The organism is Sporosarcina jiandibaonis (genome assembly GCF_013184495.1).
Taxonomy (GTDB): Bacteria; Bacillota; Bacilli; order Bacillales_A; family Planococcaceae; genus Sporosarcina; species Sporosarcina jiandibaonis.
On sequence record NZ_JAAOIY010000007.1, the window covers coordinates 78,000 to 102,702 of the forward strand.

Consider the following 24,703-nt stretch of genomic DNA (forward strand, 5'->3'; position numbering starts at 1 on the left):
TGAATCATCTATAAAGAATATCTCTAGATTATCAAAGGGCACTGTTATTCATTACAGTGCTTTTTTGTTTTGCAAAAAAGTGCCTTATAAGCTGAGGCCATACAAAGGGGGGCGAAACAAAAGCTGTTTACTTTTGGAATAGAAAGTAATGCAGATGGAAAAGCTTGTTCTAAAACACATAGGTTAGTGACGGGAGTAGTGCTGAATGGAGAATAATCTATCAAAACTAGACGAAATTAAAAGGGCTTTAAACGCTAAGTTCTATGAGCGCGAAGATGAAGTGGAAGCACTCCTGATCGCAATATTATCACGACAACATATTCTTATGATTGGTCCTTCGGGAACTGCAAAATCTGCATTAGCCGTGGAGCTGGCCGAAATGATCCAAGGTGCTAAATATTTTCAGTGGCTGCTGACGAGGTTTAGTACACCTGAGGAATTATTTGGCCCTTTATCGCTGAAGGACTTGGAAAAAGGCGTATACAAACGCAATACTGCATCAAAAATGCCGGAAGTGAATTTAGTGTTTTTAGATGAAATATTTAAGGCAAACAGCGCAATACTAAACAGTTTACTAACGATTATTAATGAAAGGATTTTTTACAACAATGGTTTACCGGTACAAGTTCCTTTGATGTCTGTAGTTGGCGCGTCGAATGAATACCCAGAAGAAGGAGAGGGACTGGAAGCGCTATTTGATCGTTTTTTGCTGAGATTTGAGGTTGATTATATAGTAGAGGGTACGAATTTTATATCTATGATGAAGGATCCAGGCCAACATAAGAAAATGCCAACCATGACAATAGAGGATTTAATACACTTTCAAAAGTTGACAGATAGGGTAGTTATCGAAGACGAAGTATACAACGCTATTTTAAAGATTCGCAACGAGTTATGGGATGAGGGGATTCGACCGTCCGACCGACGGTTCAAGCAGTCATTAAGCGTGCTGCAGGCAAGGGCATTGATTCGCAGAAGGAATGTCGTGTTGGTAGAAGACATTGTAATCCTTGAAAATGCCCTTTGGGAAACAATTAATCAAAAAGACATTGTTTCAGTCATCGTCCATAGACATGCACAAGATGCTGTTATTCGGGCACTCCATTCTATTCAAAGTGAAGCGAACGAAGTGTTCGATTCAATAATGCGGGATAAATCGGTAGAGGCAGGAATGGAAGCAACACAAAAAATGGAAGCTTTAGTCGCTGATATGATTGAGATGAAAGGGCGCTATAAAGGACGGGAAATGGAAATCGATGCATTACTAATTAAAGTGAAGTCGATGCAACAAGAAATATTGAATGCTATTTTAGAGCCGATGTATTTTTATGAGTTAAATGTTAAAAAGGAGATGGGGACGACTGCTGGAATTTTTTATAATATGTAAAGGGAGTGGGTTAGTGAAAAGGTTTAAAATAGACGAAATGAACTGTTCAGTGTTGAATACAGATACGTTCGATAGAAGACGTTTCAAAGAAATTTTTGCGATGTCAAAGGGTCTCCAAAAACTTGCACATGAAGCAACATTGCCTACGTTTGAACCTTTACTAAGTGATATTTGGGCTTCCTTCTATAAGATGAAACCAGCAATATCTGTAAAAGAAGTCGATGACTTTCTTTCGGTAAATAAATTACTTATGGAAGTCATCATGGCGAATGAATACTTTGCCTACCACCGAAATTTCACCAGATTAAATGATTTTACATCCGTCATTAGTGCATTGCAGTTTGGAGAAAAGATAAACAAATGGTTGGCTCAGCAACTAGAGGAAGATGAAGACTTTCAGGAACAGTTGATGAAAATCCAATTTCGCCTTGGACAAATGCGCAAGCAACAATTTCAAGAAGCCGCTGAAAATAGCCTAGCAGATGAAATGAATGAGTTGAATGAAAAATTACAGCAGACGATTCTAGGGAATTACGAAAGTTTCTTGCAAGCAATGGCCGATGCTCGACAAGAATCTAAGCAAGTGGAAAGTGACTTGAAATCATTGCTGGGTGGCTTAGGTGCAGGAAATGCAGATGCAGAATTAAAAAAAGTACCCTTACGCGATAAAATATTATTGGCCGAGAAAATTGCATCTACTAAAAAGATGAAAGAAATCGCAGAATGGGCGGGTCGATTTAAACAGACTGCCCGAAAAAAACAAAAGTCTAAACAAAGCGAATCTCTAACTAGAAGGAGCGTTACGATTGGGAATAGCATTGAAAATTTGCTGCCAATCGAGCTTTGCTTATATACACATCCGATTACGAAAATGGATTTTCTTCGTCGCTTTGCGGAATGCGAAACAATGCAATTTGAACAAAAAGGGTGTGTGGATTTGAAAAAAGGTCCAATTGTACTTTGTCTGGATCAATCAGACAGTATGCGCAGCCTTGAAACCCAATCGAAAGGATTTACATTAGCGCTAATGTCTATCGCAAAGAAGCAGCGAAGAGATTTATGCTTGGTACTATTCTCTTCACGAATCAAAATTTATAGGTATGAAAAAGGAAAAATTGCTGCTTCTGAAATGACTAGACTCGCACGAACCTTTTTAGGTGGCGGAACAAATTTTACGCTTGCACTTGAACAAGCGCTGCACCAAATCAATGAAAGTCGTTTTAAACAAGCAGATATTGTTTTTGTTACAGATGGCGAAGACCGAGTGACGGATTCGTTCCTGGAGGCGTTCAATAAAAAGAAACGAGAGAAGGCATTCAATGTGCTATCCCTCGTAATCGGTTGTAACAGAAGTACGGTGGAGCAGTTCACCGATAGGCTGATTGAAGTGACTGATTTTGATAACGAAGGAAGTTTTACAGCATTTGAAGTGTAACAAAAACCTATAAACAAAGGATTATCGTTATTAGTTTATATATGATTGTACCCATTGTAGAAAGTTGTAAACGATAGGGATGGTAATAATACAGAGGATCGTAGTCAGCATAACACCAAACGATGCAAAGGAAGCATCCGCACCATATTTTTGTGCATAAACAGAGGTAGTTGTAGCACTTGGCATTGCAGCTGTCAGCATAGCAACGATTATTAGCGATCGTGGAACAGGCAGGAATATAAAAACAAGCAAGCTTAAAGGAAGAATAATTAATTTAAGCATGGAAGCGATCCAAATATAAACATTTTTACCGTACTGTATAATATCTCTCATCTGAATGTCAGCAAGTAAACTACCAATTAGGATCATTGATAAAGGAATGGTCATTTTACCGACATCTTCAAATGTCGTCAAAATTATGTCTGGCCAACTAAACGGAAGGAAAAGCATACATACTCCAACTAGTGTTGCCAATATCCCCGGATTGAAAAATAACACACGCCAATTTACGACTTGGTTATGCTTTGTAAACAGATAAATGCCATACGTCCAGATTAATATATAGTAGCAGATATTAAATACGGTTAAGTAGATAATCCCTTGCTCGGCCATCAAAATATAAATGACAGCAAATCCAATAAATCCCTGGTTGCCAAAGATAATTAAGCTCTCAAATACGCTTTTTTGCTCGGCAGGAAGTGCAGCTCTTTTTCGCAGAATTGCCCCGATAAACACGGATACAGATAGTACGAAAATAGACATGATGACAAGCCAAATAAATTCAATTAGCAAATCAATGGAAAAAGTCGTTTGAAGCGAGAACAAGATCAACGCAGGTAACGTTATATAGAGCATTAGCTGTGTTATGACCTGATTAGCATGTTCACTGAATACGCGTAGTTTGCGAGCAGTGAAGCCAATAATAGCCATTATATAAAGCGGAATCATTGCAATTATAAAAGCGCTAATAGATGGCAAAAACTATATCTCCTTTTGATTTTGTATTGTAATCTATGAATAAAGAAGAGATTAGTTGAAAACAGCAATTCTTCGACATAATCGGCAGGTACATCATCGTATCTGCCGATTTTCATATCTATCCTTTTTTCCTCTTTTTCACTTCTTCCATTAAAAAATGCACAAATGCTTCATCTCGTACAAGCCATGCCTCATAGTTTCTTTTTAAGAACCTCTCGCCCTCCCCAAAACTTTCAAAACGCTCTTCCCGCTGAAAATAGTTTTGTTCGATGGCCCATGTGTCTTCGTCAATCGGATATAAAAGAAAAACATCGTCCATTCGGCTTTTATACAAAGTGCCAAATGGGGAGTGTTTGACATTATACCGATTTCGATGTGCATCTTCTCGCAATGGCTCCAAATGGAATGTATTAACAATGAACAGTTGATAGGCTTCAGGCGTTAAAGAACAGCCAGCCGCTTTTGCATGTCCGCCTCCTCCATATTTTCCCGCAACTTGTGAGACATCAACATGATCATGGATTGTTCGAAACCCCATCCTCCTTCCGCCTATATTCAATATGGCAATATAGTCAAGGTGAGGATATTCTTTTCCAAGTTCATTTCCCAGCTCCGAATGATAAGACTCGGCGTAGACGACACCCGCAAAATACTCTTCCGCTTGAAGTTGAACAAGTTCCCGCCTTTTCCTCCGTATATACCGCCCAATCTTATCCTCTTCCATATCGAGCAACTTCTTTTCGAATTCATCAAATTGAAAATGGTCGCTTGACTGAAGCCGCATGATCATTTTTTCTTCAAATTCTCCTATGGAAATTAAGAAAAAGAGCGCATTCAGTCTTTGTGCCCGGTCATTGTTGTTTTTCTCCCATTCCCAGGTGTCATACTGTCTAACAAGTTCAACAAATTCTGTGATGGCTTCGGTTGGCTCAAGCAAATGATGGGAAGTTAAGTATTCGTATAATAACGAAGTGGCAGATGTGAGTTTTCCATCCTCCTCTTCTACCGTCACTTTAGCCCAATTGTACTCGTTAAAATGCAATGCTGTTTTATGATGATCCAATAACTGCACCTTTCCACCATCTTGATAAAACTGCTCCAGCCTTACTTCATTTTCTGCATTGACGGATAAATCTGTGATAAACAAAAAAGTATTCTGGTCATCATTTTCTAAAAACCACTCCACTTCACGATCGAGACCAGAAACTGAATTGTAACGTACCTTTACATCCTTGCCAAAAGCAAGCTTCGCCAAAATTCCGCAACCTACACCATCCAAATCATTATGCGACAATAATTTATACATCGTTTTCACCTCTGTGAAGAGTTTACCCCAAATTCACGAATATTAATGTACGATTATTGCATGAAAAAAGTGACATATTCCTTTGTTAGAATTTGTAAATTCAATTTTACTATTTTACGCCTCATCCATTTTCAACACAGCCATGAACAACCAACAATACGTATTATATTGCTCAAGTAATCACGATTGTAGTAGATTTGCGAGCAAGTATTTTCGCTTCTTAAATAGGTGTTTGTATTGCGGCTGCAGGATTGTGCTTAGCTGTAATTTCGATAAATATTAGCAAGGTCTGATCGCGTAAATATTCGCACCGAGTCCATTCATAACTGGCCGGATGTAATGAACGCGATCGATGATGCCGAGCTTCACCAGTTTCCGAATTGCTCGGCGAACTGTACCGTTAGATTTTCCAATTGCCGCAGCAATCGTATCATGTTTTAAATGAGCTGCTCCAAACTCCATGGAATAGTGATAAATAAGGTTAAGTACATCGCGGTCCGTATTGTTCATCGCTCGCCAATGGTCTTGCTTATGCTCGGAAAGTGCCTTGTCTAAGTCAAATTCATTTGTGAAATACGCATATTCTGCTAAGTAGTTTGTCATCAAAATTCCCCCTTTACACCATATGTAGGGCGGATTTGATGAAAAGGGGACAGTGTGGTGAATTTTTCAAGGCAAGAAAGATAATTTAGAGATTAGAAACTTTTACAGATTGTTGCTCAGGCACTTTTCATTAGCACATAAATCCTCATTTTTGTGGGAAGCTATCTTTTATGCGGGAGGTGTGGAAATGGGAGAAAAAAAGTCAGGTTCAAAGGACGAAACAGTAAATCTTGCTTGGTGGCAATTATCGCTTATTGGAGTAGGTTGCATTATAGGTACAGGATTTTTCTTGGCGTCAAGTATCGCGATTAAAATGACAGGTCCATCCGTCATCCTGGCCTTTATAATAGCTGCAAGTGCAACGTACATCGTGTTTGAAGCATTAGCTAAAATGTCTGCCAAGGATCCGCAAAAAGGATCTTTTCGTACCTATGCGAAAAAAGCATATGGACGTTGGGCTGGTTTTAGCAGTGGATGGGTCTATTGGTGTTCAGAGATATTAATCATAGGCAGTCAGCTTACCGCAATTTCACTCTTATCTAAGTTTTGGTTCCCTGACGTTAAATTGTGGATATTTGCTTCAATTTATGCGGTTTGCGGTCTCATAGTCCTCTTTATAGGAGCAAAAGCGTTTGGGAAATTGGAAAGTGTCTACGCTGTAATGAAAATTGCGGCTATTTTTATGTTTATTGTTATTGCCATTTTAGCGCTGACGGGGACACTTGAGGGAGGTCAAAAGGCAGGAATTCCTCAAACTGTTAATGAATTCTTTCCTAAAGGTGTATTCGGGTTTTGGAGCGCTCTAATATTTGCCTTTTACGCTCATGGTGGGATCGAAGTAATGGGCGTAATGGCCATCCATCTTAAAAATAAGGAGGATGCTCCCAAATCGGGCAAAGTCATGTTAGGGTTGCTCGGAGTAATTTATGTTACCGCACTTTCTTTGGCGCTATTACTGTTGCCATTTGACAAGTTCAGGGAGAATAAAAGCCCCTTTGTCGAGGCTTTATCAGGTTTTAGTAATATCGAATTTTTCCCGCATGTGTTTACTGCGGCGATTATTATTGCCGGGTTTTCGACGATGTCTGCATCCCTGTTTTCGGTTACCACGATACTTCTGACAATATCTGAAGATGGAGATGCTCCTAAGATATTCAGCAAACAAACGAAAAAGAAATTCAAAATGCCGTTACCTGCTATTGCTTTAACTTCAACTGGTCTTGTTCTTTCTATAGTCACTTCTTTATTATTGCCTGAAAAAGTGTACGAATATATAACCACTGCTGCGGCACTAATGCTGCTTTATAATTGGTTTTTCATTTTAAGCATGTACCACAGATTAATTGAACCGACTGCTGCAGATAAAGTAAAAAGAGTGATCGGAATGATCCTGATAGTTGCGGCGGTAAGCGGAACTCTCTTCCATCAAACAAGTCGGCCAGGCTTTTTTATCAGTTTAGTATTTCTCACGGTAATCGGGATTGTAGTCTTGTCATTGCGAAAAAGATGGCAGAAAGAAGAGGCTCAAAACAGTGCGTGATAAGCCTGAATTCCAAAGTGAATTCCGAATCCAATCATGGCTAGGGATGAAAGAATGGAGATAATCTTCAATAGCTTTGTGGATAATAATCGGCGGGCACCACTAGAAATAGTGGCCATGATCGTATCCCATAAAATAACACCAACTATGATGGCTAGGCTATTAATGATTAGTTGATTATCCGTACTTTCTTTGGCTGCTTCCGCAAGAACTGAACCATAAATTCCTAACCAAAAAAGAATAGTAAGCGGATTCAAAAGCGACATGAAAAAACCTGATAATAAGGAACGTCTAAGACGAGTTTTTTTCCTGAATCTTAAAGCTAAGTCAATTTTATGTTGCGAAAATAAACTCTCTATCCCCGTATATGTAAGAACAAAACAACCAAACGACCAAAGAAAGATTTTAACAGGATTAAACTCAATAATTTGGCCAATCCCGAAATAAACCATGATCATATACAGGACATCGGCTGTTAAAGCGCCAATACCAAAAATCCAGGCATGAAAAAATCCGTTTTTAATCCCCGTATCTAGCTGCGCGGCGTTAACAGGGCCGATTGGTGCAGCTAAAGATACGCCTAAAAAGATATAGGCAGCTATTGAATTCAAGAAATAGCCCTCCCTTAAATTGATGTCTATGCATCTTATTCGAGGGGAGTGACCTGTACAACTATTAATAAGGAGAATTTCTTCTTTTATTATGTGTTTAATTTTGGTGTGAATTAGAGGATGAGGTAAAAACATTTACTGAAAAGGGTACAGGAAATGACGCGCCAATAACTATGAAGCTTGCCGACTAATGTGGCTAAACAGATATGTGTACACAATCAATGGAGCTGTTTCAAGGAATGAGGAACAGCTTCTTTTTGTTTTTTATTTATATTAATTTTCCAGACGGCTGTCTGAAATGCTAAGTCTTCCTCTTTATTTTATTATAGTGTTAAAGATTTGCTTTTTAATATCATGAACAACATTACTCCTAACTTTACTTATCGACAAATTTGGTTGGTAGTAGTATTGTTGTGTTTAGTGCATGCAAGTAGAAGGCATTAAACTACATTAATATATGCAACATTTGATTCCGTAAGAAAGATTTATTTCTGAAAACTTTTTGCACATGTCAAGGGTATATAAAGTTAGAGCAAGTCTTTTAGTTGTTCAAGGCACTATTTGACTTGACAATTTATCCATATAAAAGAGATTGGAGCTGTAAAAAGTGAATGGATTTACGGGGTTTATTGGTGAAACTAAAAATGCCACACTTGTTTTAGCTGAAATGATGGATAAGATTCGTCATCGCGGACCGAATTCGTCGGGGATTTTTATAGAAAACGAAGCAGCACTAGGCTTTCTATCATTAAGAAATATTAACGAAGAAGAGCGTCAATTGCATTTTAAAGCACATGATTCATTTGTCGTGGCTTACGATGGACAAATTTATAATAGTAATGAGTTAAGAGGAAAACTTATTTCTAAAGGTTATGTATTTGAAACAGACACCATTAGTGAACTGCTCATCCACGGTTATATAGAGTATGCTGAAAAGTTGCCTGAAAAACTGCGCGGTGTATTCGCATTCGTTATATGGGATCGAAAAAACAAGAAAACGTTTGGTGCCCGCGATAGGTTTGGCGTTAAACCCTTTTATTATGCACATATGAATGACACTTTTTTCTTTGGTTCCGAGATTAAAAGCTTTCTGCCGCATCCAGATTTCGTTAAAGAACTTAACCAAAAAGCATTAAAACCTTATTTAACATTTCAGTTTCCGGTATTAAACGAAACATTTTTTAAAGGTGTTTTTAAATTACAAGCAGCGCATTATTTTACAAGTGATAACGGACAGATTTCTACCGAACGCTACTGGTCTCCAAATTTTAATCCAACAGATCAACCGTTGGAAGAAATTGTAGGAGAAATTGATGACGTGCTAAGAGAGTCTATCAGCGTACATCAAATGAGTGATGTAAAAGTGGGGTCGTTTTTATCGAGTGGTGTGGATTCCAGTTATGTAACCACCATTTTAAAGCCAAAAAAAACATTTACAGTCGGTTTTAGTAAGGAAAACTTTTCAGAAATAGATAATGCAAAAAAATTGTCAGATGAATTGGGCATTGAAAATGTTAGTAAAATATTAGATCCTACCCAATGCTTTGATCAATTAGATGAAATTTTATATATGATGGATGAACCACACTCAAACCCCTCTATCATACCAATGTATTTTTTAGCGGAACTTGCAAGTCGCGAAGTGTCAGTTGTGCTCACTGGCGAAGGCGCCGATGAATTATTTGGTGGATATGATGAGTACGATATGACAAAAATAATGAAAAGGTATAAAAAAATTCCGGGTTCAGTTCGTAAGTCGTTGGGTATTTTTGCGAAAAGTTTACCTGAAGTTAGAGGAAAGCACTTTTTAATAAAAGGTGGTCTTTTGTTGGAAGAGTGGTTTATTGGCCGTGCAAAAGTGTTTGAAGAAAAAGAGGTCAATAATCTGTTAACGGAAACATATAAAAATGCGCCTACTGTACAAGAAATTGTGAAACCTATCTATAAGAAAGTAGAAAATGAAGACGACATAACAAAAATGCAGTACTTGGACATGCACTTATGGTTAGTAGATGATATTTTATTGAAAGCGGATAAAATGAATATGGCACATTCACTTGAGATACGTTCACCGTTTTTAGACGGCGAAGTCATGAGAATTGCTGAAAAAGTGCCTTCGAAATATCGCGTAAATGATATTGACACGAAATATGCTTTACGCTTAGCTGCAAAAAGGGCGCTTCCGGAAGATTATGCAAATCGTAAAAAGATCGGCTTCCCAGTTCCGATCCACCATTGGATCAGGGAGGAAACATACTATTCAAAAATCAAGGCCAGTTTTGAAAGTGTAGAGGCAGCACAGTTCTTTGACAATAAGTCAATCATGAATTTGTTATCTAATCATTATCAAGGTAAAGTAAAAAACGGACGAAAAATATGGGCGATTTATATGTTTTTAATATGGTATAAGAAGTATTTTATGGAGGAAAATTCTGTGAGGGATGACAGTAGACTTGCAGTTTCATCGTCAATTTGACATTTTAAGGTCTCTCGCAGTCTCAGAGAAACAAAACGATCTCATCATAGGATGGGATCGTTTTTTATCACTGATGAACTAGCTATTATAGTTTCTTTGCCGAATGCCTAATATAGATCGCTAATTACTTTTCCTCATCAAAATAAATCTTATAAAACTTCCGATTGGTCGCTTCGTCAAAGCCAACTTTAATCAGGTCATCGATTTGCTTGATATCTCGAACATTCACTTGAATTTCAATATTGTCATCCAGTTTTATTTTACGTCTGTAACTTTTTTCTGCCTTTTCGATTGCACTCTCGGAAATGACTGTCTCATATGGTTTTACCGAATTGATGATTATCTCTTTTTGTTCGGGTTCAGCTCCTATGTAGACCGTTTCAATATAATCATCTACCTGAAATTCTTCTTCATTTTTAAAATAATCGAGTGTTTTGTTTAATAGATTTAATTTCTCGGTATTTGTAAAGTTCTCTTCTTTACTAATGATTTTTCTAACTTCTGTTAAGGCTAAATTGGTATTATGATAGTGTTCATCGGCAACCTTAATCTTTAAAAAACGCTCTTGCCAATAAACAACATCCTCTTTTCTCCTCGTTCTCATAAAGACAGCAGGCATAGCGTCAGGTCCCATATCCACAATGACTGCAACATTATTGATTTTCTTCACATTAATGCCATCGACACCATCAACAGTCATTTTATTTTGCTCATTTTTCACATCTAAAAACATTTCTTTTTCATCTATTTTAACAATGGCGATCGCCTTTTTCACTTCTGATTGCCATAAACAATTATCGAATAATCCAATGAACAATTCGCCGCTTTTAATATTAGGATGATTAGACACGCTTTGTAAGTGTGTCGCGATATTCTTCGATTGTTCAAGGAAACTACTTTCCGTGTCAAAAATTGAATTCACGTATGTAAAAACTTCATTCAATCCAATATCCGATTCATGGAAAAATTCGTATTGCTGTTCAAAATCTATTTTGCTAAACGCTAATTGCGTGAAAGCCGCTTCTAGCATGACTTCTGGTTGAGAGAATGCCTCATCTCCCAAAACAGGCGTATCACTAACGTGATGTATGACATACTGCATTAATTTACTCTCAGATACTTCTAACATGGTATTCCCCTTCTACTCATAAGTTGTCGATGTTCCACCATATCATACTCTGCATATTAATTTCATGGATGTTACAATAATAAACCTTTCCGATAATTACAAAAAGTTATAATTGACAAGTAATTAGTCGGTATTTATACTTAACTTGATTGGACAAGAACTAGAATATTAGATTAAACCTAATTCAATGGGAGGGGAGCTTACCACAACTTGTTAATTTGGAATCAATCGTTCTAGCAAAAAAAGGGGAGTGCTCACTGAATGCGTACAAGTAAATGGAGAAAAAGTTCAAATCTATTATTGTCGGCAAGTTTAGGGATTAGTTTATTATTAACTGGAATGTCGCCAACAGTCGGAGCTACGACGACTTCATCTAAAGTAATGAGTGGACAAGCATCAGCAGAAACGGAATTCGAAAAAGTATATGATCTAAAGAACTATAAAACTGGAAAATTGATGATACATGACTCAAGTGCTTCTATTACACTCGATTCAACGTCAACAATAAAGAATGGTATTGTATTTACCGGTAGTTATGCAACGTTTTATGGTGATGGATTCAAAGATACTTCCGTTACAATTAAACCTAAAAAAGCAGGTGCGGTTGTTGATTTTAATGGGATTGAAATGTCTAAAGTGATTATTGAAGGGGATAAAGTTTCTGAAATCAGAGGGGCCGGAAACGTTCAACAAATTGAGTATGTCAAGGGCGCGGACCCAGATGCGATTAAGTTTCCGTTTGATCTATCTATTATGCATACCAATGATACACATGGAAATTTAAATAATATAGCAAAACGTGTAACAGCTGTGAAGGAAGTGCGGGAAGAAAAACCAAATGCACTTCTTCTTGATGCCGGGGATGTCATGTCGGGATCATTGTATTTCAACGAATTTCAAGGAATGGCAGACTTACAATTCATGAACTTAATGGGTTATGATGCGATGACATTTGGTAATCATGAATTTGATTTAGGTTCAACACAAGCGGGACATCAAGCACTAGCGGACTTTATTAAAGCAGCCCAATTCCCATTTGTCAGTTCTAATGCCGATTTTTCAAAAGATGATAAATTTCAGGGCTTATTCAGTGATTTAATTTCAAGTGAGCCAGAAAAAGGGAAAATCTATAATGGAATCATTAAGGAAATTAATGGAGAAAAAGTTGGTATCTTTGGACTGACAACCCCTGAAACAGTCGATCTTTCAAGTCCTGGTGCAATAACTTTTGGCGACTACATTGACGAAGCTGAAAAAGCAGTAGCCGCATTTGAAAAACAAGGCGTCGACAAAATTATTGCTTTGACACATCTTGGTTACGATGATAACCCGGCAGTTGATAATGATTTGATTTTAGCTGCAACAGTTGATGGAATTGATGTTATTGTTGGCGGACATAGCCATACACAATTAAATGAACCTGTTATCGTTGACCAAGATCAAACTGGCGCAACGAAAGATCCAACGCTCATTGTCCAAGCCTATCAATACAATGAATTTTTAGGAGCCGTAGATATTGAGTTTGATAAAGAGGGTGTCATCGTTGACTTTAAGGGGGAGTTAATCCCAGTTAGTGAAAAAGTTGCAGATCCAGAAGCTGCTGAAATGTTAAAACCATACTCGGATAGAGTAGAAGAAGTTTCACAAACAGAAATTGGAGCAACAGCGGAAAGTAAATTAGAAAATCCACGAACGAGTGGTGATAATACATTGCCAAGTGTACGTAAAAATGAAACAGCATTAGGTAACTTGATAACAGACGGTATGCTAACAAAAGCGAAAACGTATAATCCAGAGGTAATCATGGCATTGCAAAATGGCGGCGGGATTCGGGCTGCAATTGATGCTGGTCCAATTACAGTTGGAGAGGTAATTACAGTCCTTCCATTTGGCAATACGTTAGCAACGATGGACCTAACTGGAGCTGAATTAAAAGAGGCGTTTGAAATTAGTTTCCGAGAGTACCCGCGCGAAAATGGCGGTTTCTTGCACGTATCAGGCGCAAAAGTAACATTCGATTCAGGAAAACCCGCTGGTGAGCGTGTTGTTTCCGTAGCTTATAAAAATGTAGATGGCTCCTACACAGAAATTAGTGATAATGAGACTTATGCCATAGCGACAAATGCGTTTACCGCTAAAGGCGGAGACGGCTACACAGTTTTTGCAAGAGCATATGAAGCGGGTCGAGTAACAGATTTAGGTCTTAGTGATTGGGAAAACTTTGCCGAACATCTAAGTAGTTTAGGAAATGTTATTCCAAAAGTTGAAGGTCGAATTATCGACGTGGCAGAATAAGGCGGATAATAGGACAGGCATAAGCCTGTCCTATTATATTATCCAGAAACGAAACCTAAAAAAGGAGAGTTATCTTCATGCATAATAATAACTGGAAAAAAAGGATGAGTTTGATACTCGTCATTGCGCTAGTAGTGAATTTACTACTACCAGCATTACCGGCGGTCGTGAGCGCTGAGATGACAAAACCGAGCGATTTGATTATTTCTGAATATATCGAAGGAAGCAGCTTTAATAAGGCAATCGAGCTTTACAATGGCACGGGTCAGGCAATCGATTTAAGCAACTATGCATTAGAACTTTACGCAAATGGCGCAACTTCTGTTACCGCGAAATTAGCACTAGAAAGCTCACTTGAGGATGGTGCGACTTATGTCATCCATCATAATCAAGCAAATGATGAAATAAAAAGCAAAGGGAATCTAGCAAACTCGAGCGTCATCAATTTTAATGGCGATGACGCGCTAGTTCTTAAGAAATCCAACCAAGTGATTGATTCAATTGGACAAGTTGGCGCTAGGGTTGAAAATTTAAAGGATGTCACCTTAGTAAGAAACAGCAATATCACAACAGGAGATAAGATTATTAATGATGCATTTGATCCAGCAGTGGAATGGACTGCATTCCCGATTAACGATGCTTCCAATCTAGGAACACACAAGATGGATGGCGTCACACCTGAAGATCCTGAGGAGGATATTATCACAATTGCAGAGGCACGTGCACAGGCAACTGGCGTGGTGAAAGTAAAAGGAATTGTCACAGCTAAATTAAAAAACACAATTCATTTTCAGGATGAAACAGCAGCGCTAGCAATCTATCCAAGCTCGCTTAACGTGCAGCAAGGCGATGAAATTACTGTAACAGGAACGTTAGCAGCACACAACGGCCTTTTACAATTAATAGATGTGACGCTCGAGGGGGATAGGAACCCGGTAGGCATGCCAGAAGCTACCATTTTAACAGGGGCACAGCTTAATGAAGAAAATGAATCAAAGTTAGCAACCGTAAGCGGGGTAACGCTTATAGCGGTTCAAGAGGGTAATGGCTGGGCGAATTATACAGCTACGGACGGAACTGAATTTCTAGTGCGAGATGAAACAGCTACACTCGACCTTTCTTCCGGCACAACCTATGATTCTATCACAGGTATTGTTCAGGAATTTAACAATGCATATCAAATAATTCCAAGAAACCAAGCGGATATCATTGCTGATGCATCAGCTGTCCAGGCTGTAACTGCAACACCGGCGTCAGGTACGATTCCAGCGGGAACAGAAGTAACACTTTCTACATTAACTAGCGGTGCAACGATTTATTTTACGCAGAATGGTGATGAACCATCGACATGTAGCCAGGAATACAGCGAACCAATTGTCGTTGATTCAGATATGGTAATCAAAGCAATTGCAGTAAAAGATGGTCTAAAGGCTAGTAATATTACCGAATTTACCTATACTGTTTTCGACCAAGAAGCAGGTATGCAAATTCATCATATTCAAGGTGAAACGCATGAATCTCCACTAACAGGCACCTTTGTTAACGACATCCAAGGTGTTGTGACATACATGTACAAAATCGGTACCGGAAACTATTTCCATTTCCAAACACCGGATCATCTAGCAGATAACAATGAGAACACTTCTGAAGGGCTGGTCGTTTATACAGGAAACCAGAAAGCAAATGTAAATATAGGTGATTTAGTCAGCGTATCTGGTACTGTTAACGAGTTTCATATCGACGGCTACAACGATACAAAACAAGATACCGATTTATCTGTTACACAAATTAATGCAAGAAATGATCGTGGTGGAATCGTTGAAACGGTGAAAAGCAATGTCGCACTCCCAGCACCGATCTTGATTGATAAGGATAACCTTCCATCTGACGTGATTGACAATGATAGCTTTGAACAATTTGATCCAGAAGAAGATGCAATTGATTTTTGGGAAAGCCTAGAGGGTATGCTTGTCGAAGTTGGCACAGTAAAGGCTGTTGCCCCACAAGAACATGGCGATTTAATTACCGTGCTTGAATCTAGGGAAACCAATACGCTTCACGGCGGTGTTAAATTAACAGAGGAAACGGCAAACCCTGACCGCATCCAGTTCAAATTATATGATAATAACCAAGCAAGAGATTTCGAAGTAGCAACAGGGGACACTTTTGAAGGCCCAATCACGGGCGTTGTGAATTATGGCTTCCAAAACTATAAAATTTATGCTGATTTAGCAGATATGCAAGCTAAATTCGTCAAAGGCGAGGCAACACCAGAAACAACGACAATTGTCAAAGAAGAAGATAAGTTAACGATTGCTTCTTATAACTTGGAGAATTTTTCGAATAACACCAAGTCAACGTCTGACGATAAAGCAAGAAAATTAGCACGCGCATTCGCGGTGGATATGCAAAATCCTGATATCATTGGCGTGACTGAAGTTCAAGATAATAATGGACAAGATGCTGGAGATTCTCGGGCAAATGAAAGCTATGAACGATTGATTCAAGCCATTGTCGATGCTGGCGGCGTAAGGTATAAATACGCCAATATTGATCCGGTAAATAATGCGGATGGCGGAGCGCCGAATGCGAATATCCGTGTTGGTTTCTTATACAATCCAGACCGTGTCAGCTTGACGGAAGGTATACCCGCGGGTGATGCAACAACAGCAGTTGGCTATGAAAACGGGAAATTAACGCATAACCCAGGCCGAATTGATCCGAATCATGCAGCGTTTAATAACAGCCGTAAACCATTAGCAGCACAATTTGATTTCCAAGGTGAAAGTGTGATCGTCATCGCTAACCACTGGAATTCGAAATCTGGCGATACACCATTATTTGGTTCTACACAACCTCCTGTTTATGGTAGTGAAGTACAACGCAAGCAAATTGCAACGGTTGTGTCTGATTTTATAGCAGATATTAAAACGGAAAATCCGAATAGCAATATTGTTTCTGTTGGTGATTTCAATGATTTTCAGTTCACCGAAGCATTGAAAATCCATGAAGGCGACCATATGACAAACATGATTAACAAAGTCGATGATCAAGATCGTTACACATACCTCTTCCAAGGAAATTCGCAAGTGCTCGATCATATTTTAGTGTCGAACAATTTAGTGGGAGAAACGGAAATTGATATTCTTCATATAAATGCAGATTTTACCGATATGGCTGGACGTGCTAGTGATCATGACCCAGTGATGGTGAAAGTGGGCTTAAATGGCGAGGGAGCAGAGAATCCGGAAGAACCGACGCCAATTAACCCGGAAAAAATATACGATTTCACAAACATCGAAGCACATGAACTGATTCTTCACGATCGGAGCGTCTCCATTAAGCTTGATGCAAATTCGAAAATTAAAAAAGGAATTACCGTTACCGGCGAATATGCCGAATTCCATGGAAATGGGTTCAAGAAAACCGACGTAACAATCAATCCTGAAAAAGCCGGGGCGATATTTGATTTCAAAGGGACAGAAATATCGAAAGTAACAATCGAAGGTAAAAATGTCGCTGAGCTAAGGGGTATAGAAAATATAAAAGACATTAAATATAAGAAAGGCGCCGATCCAGACAAAATTAAATTTCCAGATACACCGGAAAATCAAGCGCCAGTAGCGACGAAGTCTTTTGCAAATCAAAATGTGATTGAAGGGGAAAATATTGAATTAACGCTAACAGATTACTTTACCGATCCAGATGGAGATGTGCTGACATTTTCATCAACAAAAGGAACAGTTAATCAGGAGACTGCAAAACTCACCCTTCAACTTGAGTTAGGCAGCCACATTGTCGCGGTTACAGCAACTGATGGAAAAGCGAGTATAACTGAGACATTCGGTGTAACGGTTAAGGAAGCCGAAGTTCCAGAAGATGATTATTATGCAGATGCAATCGGTAAAAAGGGCGATGTATTAAAAGCAGCCTTGCATGAGATTATTGATGATCATCATCAGCTATCCTACAGTGAAGTATGGGATGCCTTGAAAATAACGGATGAGGACCCAACCAATCCGGAAAACGTCATTCTCCTTTATTCAGGAGACTCACGTTCGAAAAATCTTAATGGTGGCGCGATTGGCGACTGGAATCGTGAACATACTTGGGCAAAATCGCATGGTGATTTTGGGACAAGTAAAGGGCCGGGTACCGATATTCACCACCTCCGTCCGAGCGATGTCCAAGTCAATAGCGCAAGAGGAAACCTTGATTTTGACAATGGAGGAACTGCCAACGTAAAAAATTGCGCAGAATGTAAACGTGACGGCGATTCTTGGGAGCCGCCCAATGATGTTAAAGGTGACGTTGCAAGAATGCTGTTTTACATGGCTGTCCGCTATGAAGCGGGCGACAAGGTTGACTTAGAGCTGAATGAGCAAGTCAACAATGGCAGCAATCCATATCACGGAAAGCTATCCATTTTACTCGAATGGCATGAACAGGACCCTGTCAGTGAATGGGAAATGAATCGTAACGAAAAAATCGAGGAAATCCAAGGCAATCGCAATCCATTTATCGATTATCCAGAATGGGCAAATGATATTTGGGACGAGGGAGCTTAAGGTAATAAACTCTGAGGAAAAGCGCAGTTTTATGTAATGGAGACTGCGCTTTTTTCAATAACACTACCTTGGCGTAATACAGCAAATGTTGTTTTAGGGGGAAATTGTTTATTTGACAATCGTGAATGGAACGAACTCTTAATCTCATTCCATATTATTAACAACTTTACTCCTTTGCTCTTTCGCTAGAATTACAATAACCGTTATTATTCCAACTAGTATAAACACAGCCCATGGAATCATTTTATTAACTGTGCCTCCGAGATCATAGAGCACTCCACCCAATAAACTTCCTGCTAGTCCACCTATTGCTAGTGCCAAGCCGTTAAAACCAAAATATGATGCGGTAAGTGATATTGAAGCTACTTCGGAAATTTCTTTGCTAATCATAGGCTGGAGAAACATTTGACCGAAAGCAAATATGATAACACCAAGGTAAATACCAATAACATTTGGTGTTATTCCAATAAAGAATAACCCTAGTGTAAGAAGGAAACAACCTAAGGCAATTAGAAATAGAGATGAGAAGCGATTGGTTAAAAAGCTGATTAGTGGAACCTGTAAGAATACAATGACTAACGCACCTGAACTATAAATATAGCCAATATTATTATCTATTCCAAGCCAGTCCATTTTTATTGGAACTGCAATGTACAATTGTGAAAAAAGGAACCAAACAAAAATCATTAAGATTGTAAACGTCATAAATCTTTGATTTGTTACGATTTCTTGTAAATCTTCCAAAACTGTTGGATGAGTACTATCTGGCTTAGGCTTTGAGGAGGGTAATCCAATGATACTTACAATGAGGACAAGAATAAACATAATGCCAGAAACCAAGCAAACGATTTGAAAGTCTATTTTTAACAAAAATGCACCAACTACTGGACCAACAATAAAACCTACATTACTTAGCATATCCCTAGTGGAATAAATAATAGAGCGATTTTTTGGCGTTGAAAGTACTGTATAGAGCCCATAGCTAGATGGATGAAAGAATGCGCCACCAAGTCCGGAAAGGATAGCAGCAAGTAAAAGACCTGGGAAGCTGTCGACTAGACCAAACATGATAAAGCCAATAGAACGGATGAAAACACCAATACAAATTAATAGTTTATAGCCAACCCGATCGGAAATCATGCCGCCCCACAGTTGAAATGCTTGCTGAAAAAAGCTGCGAACCCCAATGATAAGTCCTACCATTGTTGCAGAAAGGACAAGGTTCTCCAATAAGTAAACAGCCAGGAGTGGAATAATCATGTAAAACCCAAGTGCCATCATTAGCGTATTTATAAGTAATATCCATAACGCGGCTGGAAAATCTTTATAATTTTGTAGCAATTTCATATTTTGCCCTCGCATTTACAATATTTATTCCGCATTAACAGGCTTTTGATCCTAAACGAGAAGACTTCGAAGGAAACTAACCGAAGAATTGTAGGTGGGGGATCAATTGAAATTCAAGTTCCGTTAAGAATTAAAGCTAAGGTCGCCAAGTCCTGTGGCAACGGATTTGTAACCCAAATACTGTTGGCTCTAACTAACCGTCAGGCGGGGAATTATCCCCGCTGATGGAAGTTTCCTCTATTACCTCATGAACATACCGCCATTTATTTCAATCGTTTCACCTGTAATAAAGTTGCCTAAATCAGAAACTAGGTATAGCACTGCCCCAGCCACATCCGCAGATTCTCCTCCACGACCGATTGGAATTGATTTCACTGAGTTTTCTCTTGCTTCTGGAGTTGAGAATGTTAGATGGAAAGGCGTATTATCAATAAAGCCCGGTGATACGGCGTTTACATTGATTGCGTATCCAGCTAACTCCTTTGCTAAAGCCTTAGAAAATGTCATTACCGCTCCCTTTGAAGCTGCATAAGCAGACGCACCAGGTCCACCGCCATTATGAGCAGCTAAGGATGACATGTTTACGATCCTTCCACCCGCTTCTTTCATTAAAGGAAGTGCATACTTTGTAACTAAGAAAGTACTAGTCACATTGACGTCCATTACTTTATGCCATAGCTCCGAACTCATTTCCTCTATCGTAGCCCGCTGTACTAAATGCCCCGCGTTATTTACTAAAATATCTATTTTATCATCAAAAAAGCTTGCTGCCTCAGCCAGTAATCCTTTTACTTGTTCTTCTTCTAGTACGTCTGCTTGGATGGCAATCGCATTTCTTCCCAAATCCTTTATTTGCTCAACAACCTCGTCTGCTCCATTTTTGTTTTGACCATAATGAACGATTACATCGGCTCCTGCTTCTGCTAACGCTAACGCAATCCCTCTACCGATTCCAGTTCCTCCACCAGTGACAAGTGCCTTTTTTGAATTTAAATTTATCATTCTATCCATCCTCCCATTATTTTATAAGTTTCTTATATATCCAGTTGCTTCCACCTTTAGAAATGCGTTTTGGGAACACTTCATATATAGAAATGCTGCTAAGCTTATCCCGCAAAGTAAAAATAAAATTGGGATATATGTAGCAATGAAATAAACTAAAATCGTACTTAATGTTAGCCCGATTGAAATGTGTGGCATTGTAATGGCAATCATTACTGATAAGCGCACTCGATTCGAACTAGTCATCTCATAATGAACATTCAGCGGCATAAGAATCATGGTTGCTAATAAATAGATTAATAGAACACTTATCAAAATAACCCCAATAATAAAGCTGAATGTATTTTGATAGCTAAACAAGATACGAATGTCATAGTAGAGAAATAGCCCAAGTAATATCCAAAACAAGCCTGTCAATTGGCTTTTAAAAAACATGGTTCTATAGGTATTCCAAAAAGTCTTGAAGATGTTAACATCTTCACCCTGTAAGCGCTTTCTAAATACAGCAAACATAGCTAAGGTTGAAGGGATGATACCAAATAGACCTAAGCCAATCACAGTACCAACGAGCCAGAACATTTGTATAACGAAAAGTAGGTAGACCCATTCACTAATGACTGAAAAACGTCCCATTATCTGCTCCAATTAATCCACTCCCTACAAACCTAGGAGATCCTTGCGAAGGGGTGTGAATGTATCAATTAGGATTCCTTTTTCTAAAGCTATTACTCCATGCTTCTTGTTACTTGGGATAACTAATGTCTCACCAGCAGTTAAAATCTGATCCTCTCCATCAATCGTGAAGTGAAATTTACCTTGTAGACAGTACGTTAATTGTTCGTTTGAATGACTATGCTCGAACCCTTCAGCCCCTTTCTCAAAGTGAACTTCCATCATCATTACACTTTTTCCAGGTGGAAATATCTTTCTTACTACCCCTGGTTCTGCGTTCTCCCATTTACCAATCATATTCGTTCTCCTTTCAGGATTGAAGATGATGTTCAAGTCAATCTTAGCAAAGAATGTATCATAATTGCTTCGTTTATTTTTGTATTGTTATCGTTTTTTTTTAGTAGGTTAAAAAATATAATCACCAAAAACAGACTTTGGATTCGAACTAGGGCTTTGTTAATCCATATTCTTAAACACTTATCGCCCTTAAAGAATCATATTCTATTATTGGGATTTCCATCTCGACAATAGTTCCACCCCCTGGTTGAGATGTTAGCTTTAATCCATACTCTTCACCGAAAATAAGCTGAATTCTCCTACTTACATTACTTAGACCTATTCCCATATTTCCACGGACTTCATTTTTATCTAGCATAGCTTGAATTTCAATCAGTCGTTCAGCGGAGATGCCGCTTCCATTATCAATAACTTGAATAACTAGAAGACCATTTCTCTTTACAGCCCGAATTGTAATGCTTCCTTCATAACGAAGCTTTCGTAAACCGTGCTGTATTGCATTCTCAACAATTGGTTGTAAGGATAGCTTTACCACTTCTGCATCGAGCGCGTCAGGAGCAATATCATAGATGACATGTAATTTTTTTTGAAAGCGATGCTCCATGACAATCATGAAATTTTTCACATGATCAATTTCGCTATGTACTGTCACAACTTCTAAATTACGCAAGGAATAACGAAACATTTTCGACAATGCTGAAGCCATATCGGATATTTCTTCCGCATCGTTTATTACTGCATAAGAACTTATTGTTTCCAAAGTATTATGTAAAAAATGCGGGTTAATCTGTAATTGCAATGCTTGAAGCTCAACATTCTTTTTCTCCAGTAGAACAGCTTTATTTTTTAGCTCAGATTCATATAAATTATCAATGAGATTTGATAACTCGTTCACCATTTTGTTATAGCTCGAGACGACACTACTTATCTCATCCGTCCCTTTTAAAGGTTTAATCTTTTCCCATTCTCCTACCTCGAGTTTTTTCATTCCCTGCTGTACCTTTCGTAATGGAGAAACAATATTTTTTGCAAATACTATGGAGATTAGAAGCGCAATGAACAGTGAAGTCATAAAGGAAATAATTGCTGTATTTCGAATGCCTGAGATAGGCTCATAAATTACCTCTGTCGGTTGCATTGCTACTAAGGTCCATTCTGTTTCAGGGGACTGGTTAAAATAAAATCCCATCTCTTCTCCCTCCCATTCATCCCTAATAGAATTCGCTGTTGCATCTTTAAATTTTGAATGGAAGTCTTCTCCTATATATTTGCCTAACCAATCCTCATCTGGATGATAGACAATCCTTCCGTCTTTATCGAAAATCCATAATGAGGTGCCATTTTTAAATTGAGCGATATTCCAAAGCTTCTCTAGTGAGGTGGCATCAATCTCAATTCCTAAAATCCCTTTAGGTACAAAAGATAGATTACCTCTAACTCTACGCGCTATACTTATAACATTTTCATTATTGTAAGTGCTTTCAATAGAAAGCACGCTTATTTTTCCTTTATCTGGTGTGTTTCGAATTATTTCATTGTAAAATTTTTTTGAGGCGAGTGGATCTTCTCCTCTAATGTAATTATCACTTGATAAAACGTATTGTCCCGTTTCTGCTAATAAATAGATAAGATTAATATGTTGGTTTTTTAGCATTATTTGATGCATTTCTTTTTTTATTTCCTTTGAATAGTAGTACTTATCAAATCTATTATCTCCTGATAAATCGAGAAATACTTTAACCTCTTTGTTCATGAGTAAAGGTAGTGTAGCAAGCTCCATACTCTGAATGAAAACGTCTGTCTGATAACTGGCATTTTCTACAATGTACTCTAAATTTACTCTGGATTGTTCTTTAATTTCATTTGCAGTATGGTTATAAATGACCCAAGTAATCAATGTAATTGCTACCAGAATAACGATAGAGAAATAGAGTAAGAGTCTCTGTTGAATATTCAATCGATAGATCAATCGATACATAAAACTAGTTCACTCCCATTTTTTTTCGAAACTCTGATGGGGTTTCTCCTGTATACTTTTTAAATGTTTTTGTAAAGTGTGGGTGGTCATTTAGGCCAATAAAGTAAGGAATATCAATAACTCTAATATCTTTTCGCAATAATAATTCTTTTGCCTTTTCCATTCGTAGTCGAATTCGATATTTCACAAACGTTTCCCCAGTTTCTTTCCTAAATAACTGACTAAAATAAGAAGCATTTAGCCCTAGCTTAGCTGCTACCTCCTTCAAACCAATGTCTGTTTCAATATTTTCAGCAATAAAATCTTTTGCGGTTTGAATCGGGTCGATTTCATTTCCTCGTCGCTTTTGCTCTAGCATTTTGATTATCTCTCTACATTTGGCTAGAAAAATTTGATTTGCTACATTCTTACTCGGACAATTTATTTCCCACTGAAATGCTTGTAATAATTGACTTCCCTTATTTTTAATCCTTTGGAATAAAACTTCCATAATGTGGGAAAGAATATTACAGTAGTATTTAACTGAAATAGACTTTGCTTCAAAGCTAGCTTGCCATTGGCCAAATAGATAGATCACTTCTTGCTCGTCCAAAGTCCATATAGACTTCTCAAGCTGTTGCAGGATCTTTTCAATTTCATTTGCACCAATATAATCGGATTCATTTTCCTTTAAGCCTGCGATACAGCTCGCAATTGTGTCCCTCAGCGTTTGTCTTGTAATCGGTTTCAATAAATACTCTTTAACACCATAGGATATTGCTTCTTGGGCAAATTCAAAACGATCATAGCCTGATATGATTATCCATTGTGCATGTGCTTGCTGTCCACGCCATCCCTCTATTAAGGAAAGTCCACTTAATTCCCCACATTCTATATCCGTAAAAATAATATCAAATTGTGTTTTTTTGAGATAGGGAATGGCATCCTCCGCATACTCTACCTCTATAATCGACTGTGGTTTAAAGCTTTCGACTTGAATGGTTTTCAGCATTTTTCTAATCTTCAGACGTGTCATCGGCTCATCTTCAATAATTAAAAGCTTCATTCCTACACCCCTTCCTTAATCAATGAAAACGTTG

17 protein-coding genes are annotated in these 24,703 nt (G+C 38.3%); 6 read left to right on the forward strand and 11 right to left on the reverse strand.

The features are described 5' to 3' along the window. Positions 1-205 precede the first annotated feature (205 nt). Both G8782_RS15970 and G8782_RS15975 read left to right on the forward strand, forming a co-directional pair. Entirely contained in the window at positions 206-1,387 is a 1,182-nt protein-coding gene (locus G8782_RS15970) for an AAA family ATPase (RefSeq protein WP_172373024.1), read from the forward strand. 13 nt (positions 1,388-1,400) lie between these two features. Beyond that, positions 1,401-2,822 (forward strand): VWA domain-containing protein, encoded by a 1,422-nt coding sequence (locus G8782_RS15975; RefSeq protein ID WP_343035082.1) that lies wholly within the window; start codon positions 1,401-1,403, stop codon positions 2,820-2,822. A gap of 30 nt (positions 2,823-2,852) precedes the next feature. Here the strand turns inward: G8782_RS15975 and G8782_RS15980 are convergent, their stop codons facing one another. From G8782_RS15980 to G8782_RS15990, 3 genes are all read right to left on the reverse strand, one after another. Continuing rightward, complete coding sequence (locus G8782_RS15980) at positions 2,853-3,800, reverse strand: AEC family transporter (RefSeq protein ID WP_246231717.1); 948 nt, start codon at positions 3,798-3,800, stop codon at positions 2,853-2,855. 118 nt (positions 3,801-3,918) lie between these two features. After that, positions 3,919-5,106: a DHH family phosphoesterase gene (locus G8782_RS15985; RefSeq protein WP_172373028.1), complete on the reverse strand. Its 1,188-nt coding sequence runs from the start codon at positions 5,104-5,106 to the stop codon at positions 3,919-3,921. A 279-nt stretch (positions 5,107-5,385) separates the two neighbouring features. Further along, a complete protein-coding gene (locus G8782_RS15990; protein ID WP_172373030.1) occupies positions 5,386-5,709 on the reverse strand; it encodes a winged helix-turn-helix domain-containing protein in 324 nt (107 codons plus the stop codon). A 187-nt stretch (positions 5,710-5,896) separates the two neighbouring features. Here G8782_RS15990 and G8782_RS15995 point away from each other — a divergent pair, with 187 nt between their 5' ends. Further along, a complete protein-coding gene (locus G8782_RS15995) occupies positions 5,897-7,249 on the forward strand; it encodes an amino acid permease (RefSeq protein ID WP_172373032.1) in 1,353 nt (450 codons plus the stop codon). Here the strand turns inward: G8782_RS15995 and G8782_RS16000 are convergent. Further along, positions 7,234-7,860 (reverse strand): LysE family transporter, encoded by a 627-nt coding sequence (locus G8782_RS16000; RefSeq protein ID WP_172373034.1) that lies wholly within the window; start codon positions 7,858-7,860, stop codon positions 7,234-7,236. The two genes, G8782_RS15995 and G8782_RS16000, sit on opposite strands and share 16 nt — an antisense overlap. Positions 7,861-8,467: 607 nt before the next feature. On the opposite strand from G8782_RS16000, the gene asnB reads away from it, so the two are divergent. Beyond that, entirely contained in the window at positions 8,468-10,336 is a 1,869-nt protein-coding gene (asnB, locus tag G8782_RS16005; protein WP_172373036.1) for an asparagine synthase (glutamine-hydrolyzing), read from the forward strand. Positions 10,337-10,460: 124 nt separating this feature from the next. Here the strand turns inward: asnB and G8782_RS16010 are convergent, their stop codons facing one another. Continuing rightward, a complete protein-coding gene (locus tag G8782_RS16010) occupies positions 10,461-11,465 on the reverse strand; it encodes a nucleoid-associated protein (RefSeq protein ID WP_172373037.1) in 1,005 nt (334 codons plus the stop codon). Between the two features lie 261 nt (positions 11,466-11,726). On the opposite strand from G8782_RS16010, the gene G8782_RS16015 reads away from it, so the two are divergent. Beyond that, entirely contained in the window at positions 11,727-13,760 is a 2,034-nt protein-coding gene (locus G8782_RS16015; RefSeq protein WP_246231719.1) for a bifunctional metallophosphatase/5'-nucleotidase, read from the forward strand. 77 nt (positions 13,761-13,837) lie between these two features. After that, positions 13,838-18,328, forward strand: coding sequence for an endonuclease (locus G8782_RS16020; protein ID WP_172373038.1), 4,491 nt, complete (start codon positions 13,838-13,840; stop codon positions 18,326-18,328). Positions 18,329-18,472: 144 nt separating this feature from the next. On the opposite strand, the gene G8782_RS16025 is transcribed toward G8782_RS16020, so the two are convergent. The 6 genes from G8782_RS16025 to G8782_RS16050 all read right to left on the reverse strand — a co-directional run bounded on the left by G8782_RS16025 (position 18,473) and on the right by G8782_RS16050 (position 24,669). Further along, positions 18,473-19,675 carry an MFS transporter gene (locus G8782_RS16025; protein ID WP_172373039.1) on the reverse strand — a complete coding sequence of 401 codons (1,203 nt, stop codon included), beginning with the start codon at positions 19,673-19,675 and terminating at the stop codon, positions 18,473-18,475. Positions 19,676-19,915: 240 nt separating this feature from the next. After that, a complete protein-coding gene (locus G8782_RS16030; protein ID WP_172373040.1) occupies positions 19,916-20,677 on the reverse strand; it encodes an SDR family NAD(P)-dependent oxidoreductase in 762 nt (253 codons plus the stop codon). A 21-nt stretch (positions 20,678-20,698) separates the two neighbouring features. After that, positions 20,699-21,322, reverse strand: a complete 624-nt coding sequence (locus G8782_RS16035) for a YesL family protein (protein WP_172373041.1) — start codon at positions 21,320-21,322, stop codon at positions 20,699-20,701. Between the two features lie 12 nt (positions 21,323-21,334). Next, complete coding sequence (locus G8782_RS16040; protein WP_172373042.1) at positions 21,335-21,646, reverse strand: cupin domain-containing protein; 312 nt, start codon at positions 21,644-21,646, stop codon at positions 21,335-21,337. A gap of 172 nt (positions 21,647-21,818) precedes the next feature. After that, positions 21,819-23,624, reverse strand: coding sequence for a cache domain-containing sensor histidine kinase (locus G8782_RS16045; RefSeq protein ID WP_172373043.1), 1,806 nt, complete (start codon positions 23,622-23,624; stop codon positions 21,819-21,821). A gap of 4 nt (positions 23,625-23,628) precedes the next feature. Further along, positions 23,629-24,669 (reverse strand): response regulator transcription factor, encoded by a 1,041-nt coding sequence (locus tag G8782_RS16050; protein WP_172373045.1) that lies wholly within the window; start codon positions 24,667-24,669, stop codon positions 23,629-23,631. Positions 24,670-24,703 lie beyond the last annotated feature (34 nt).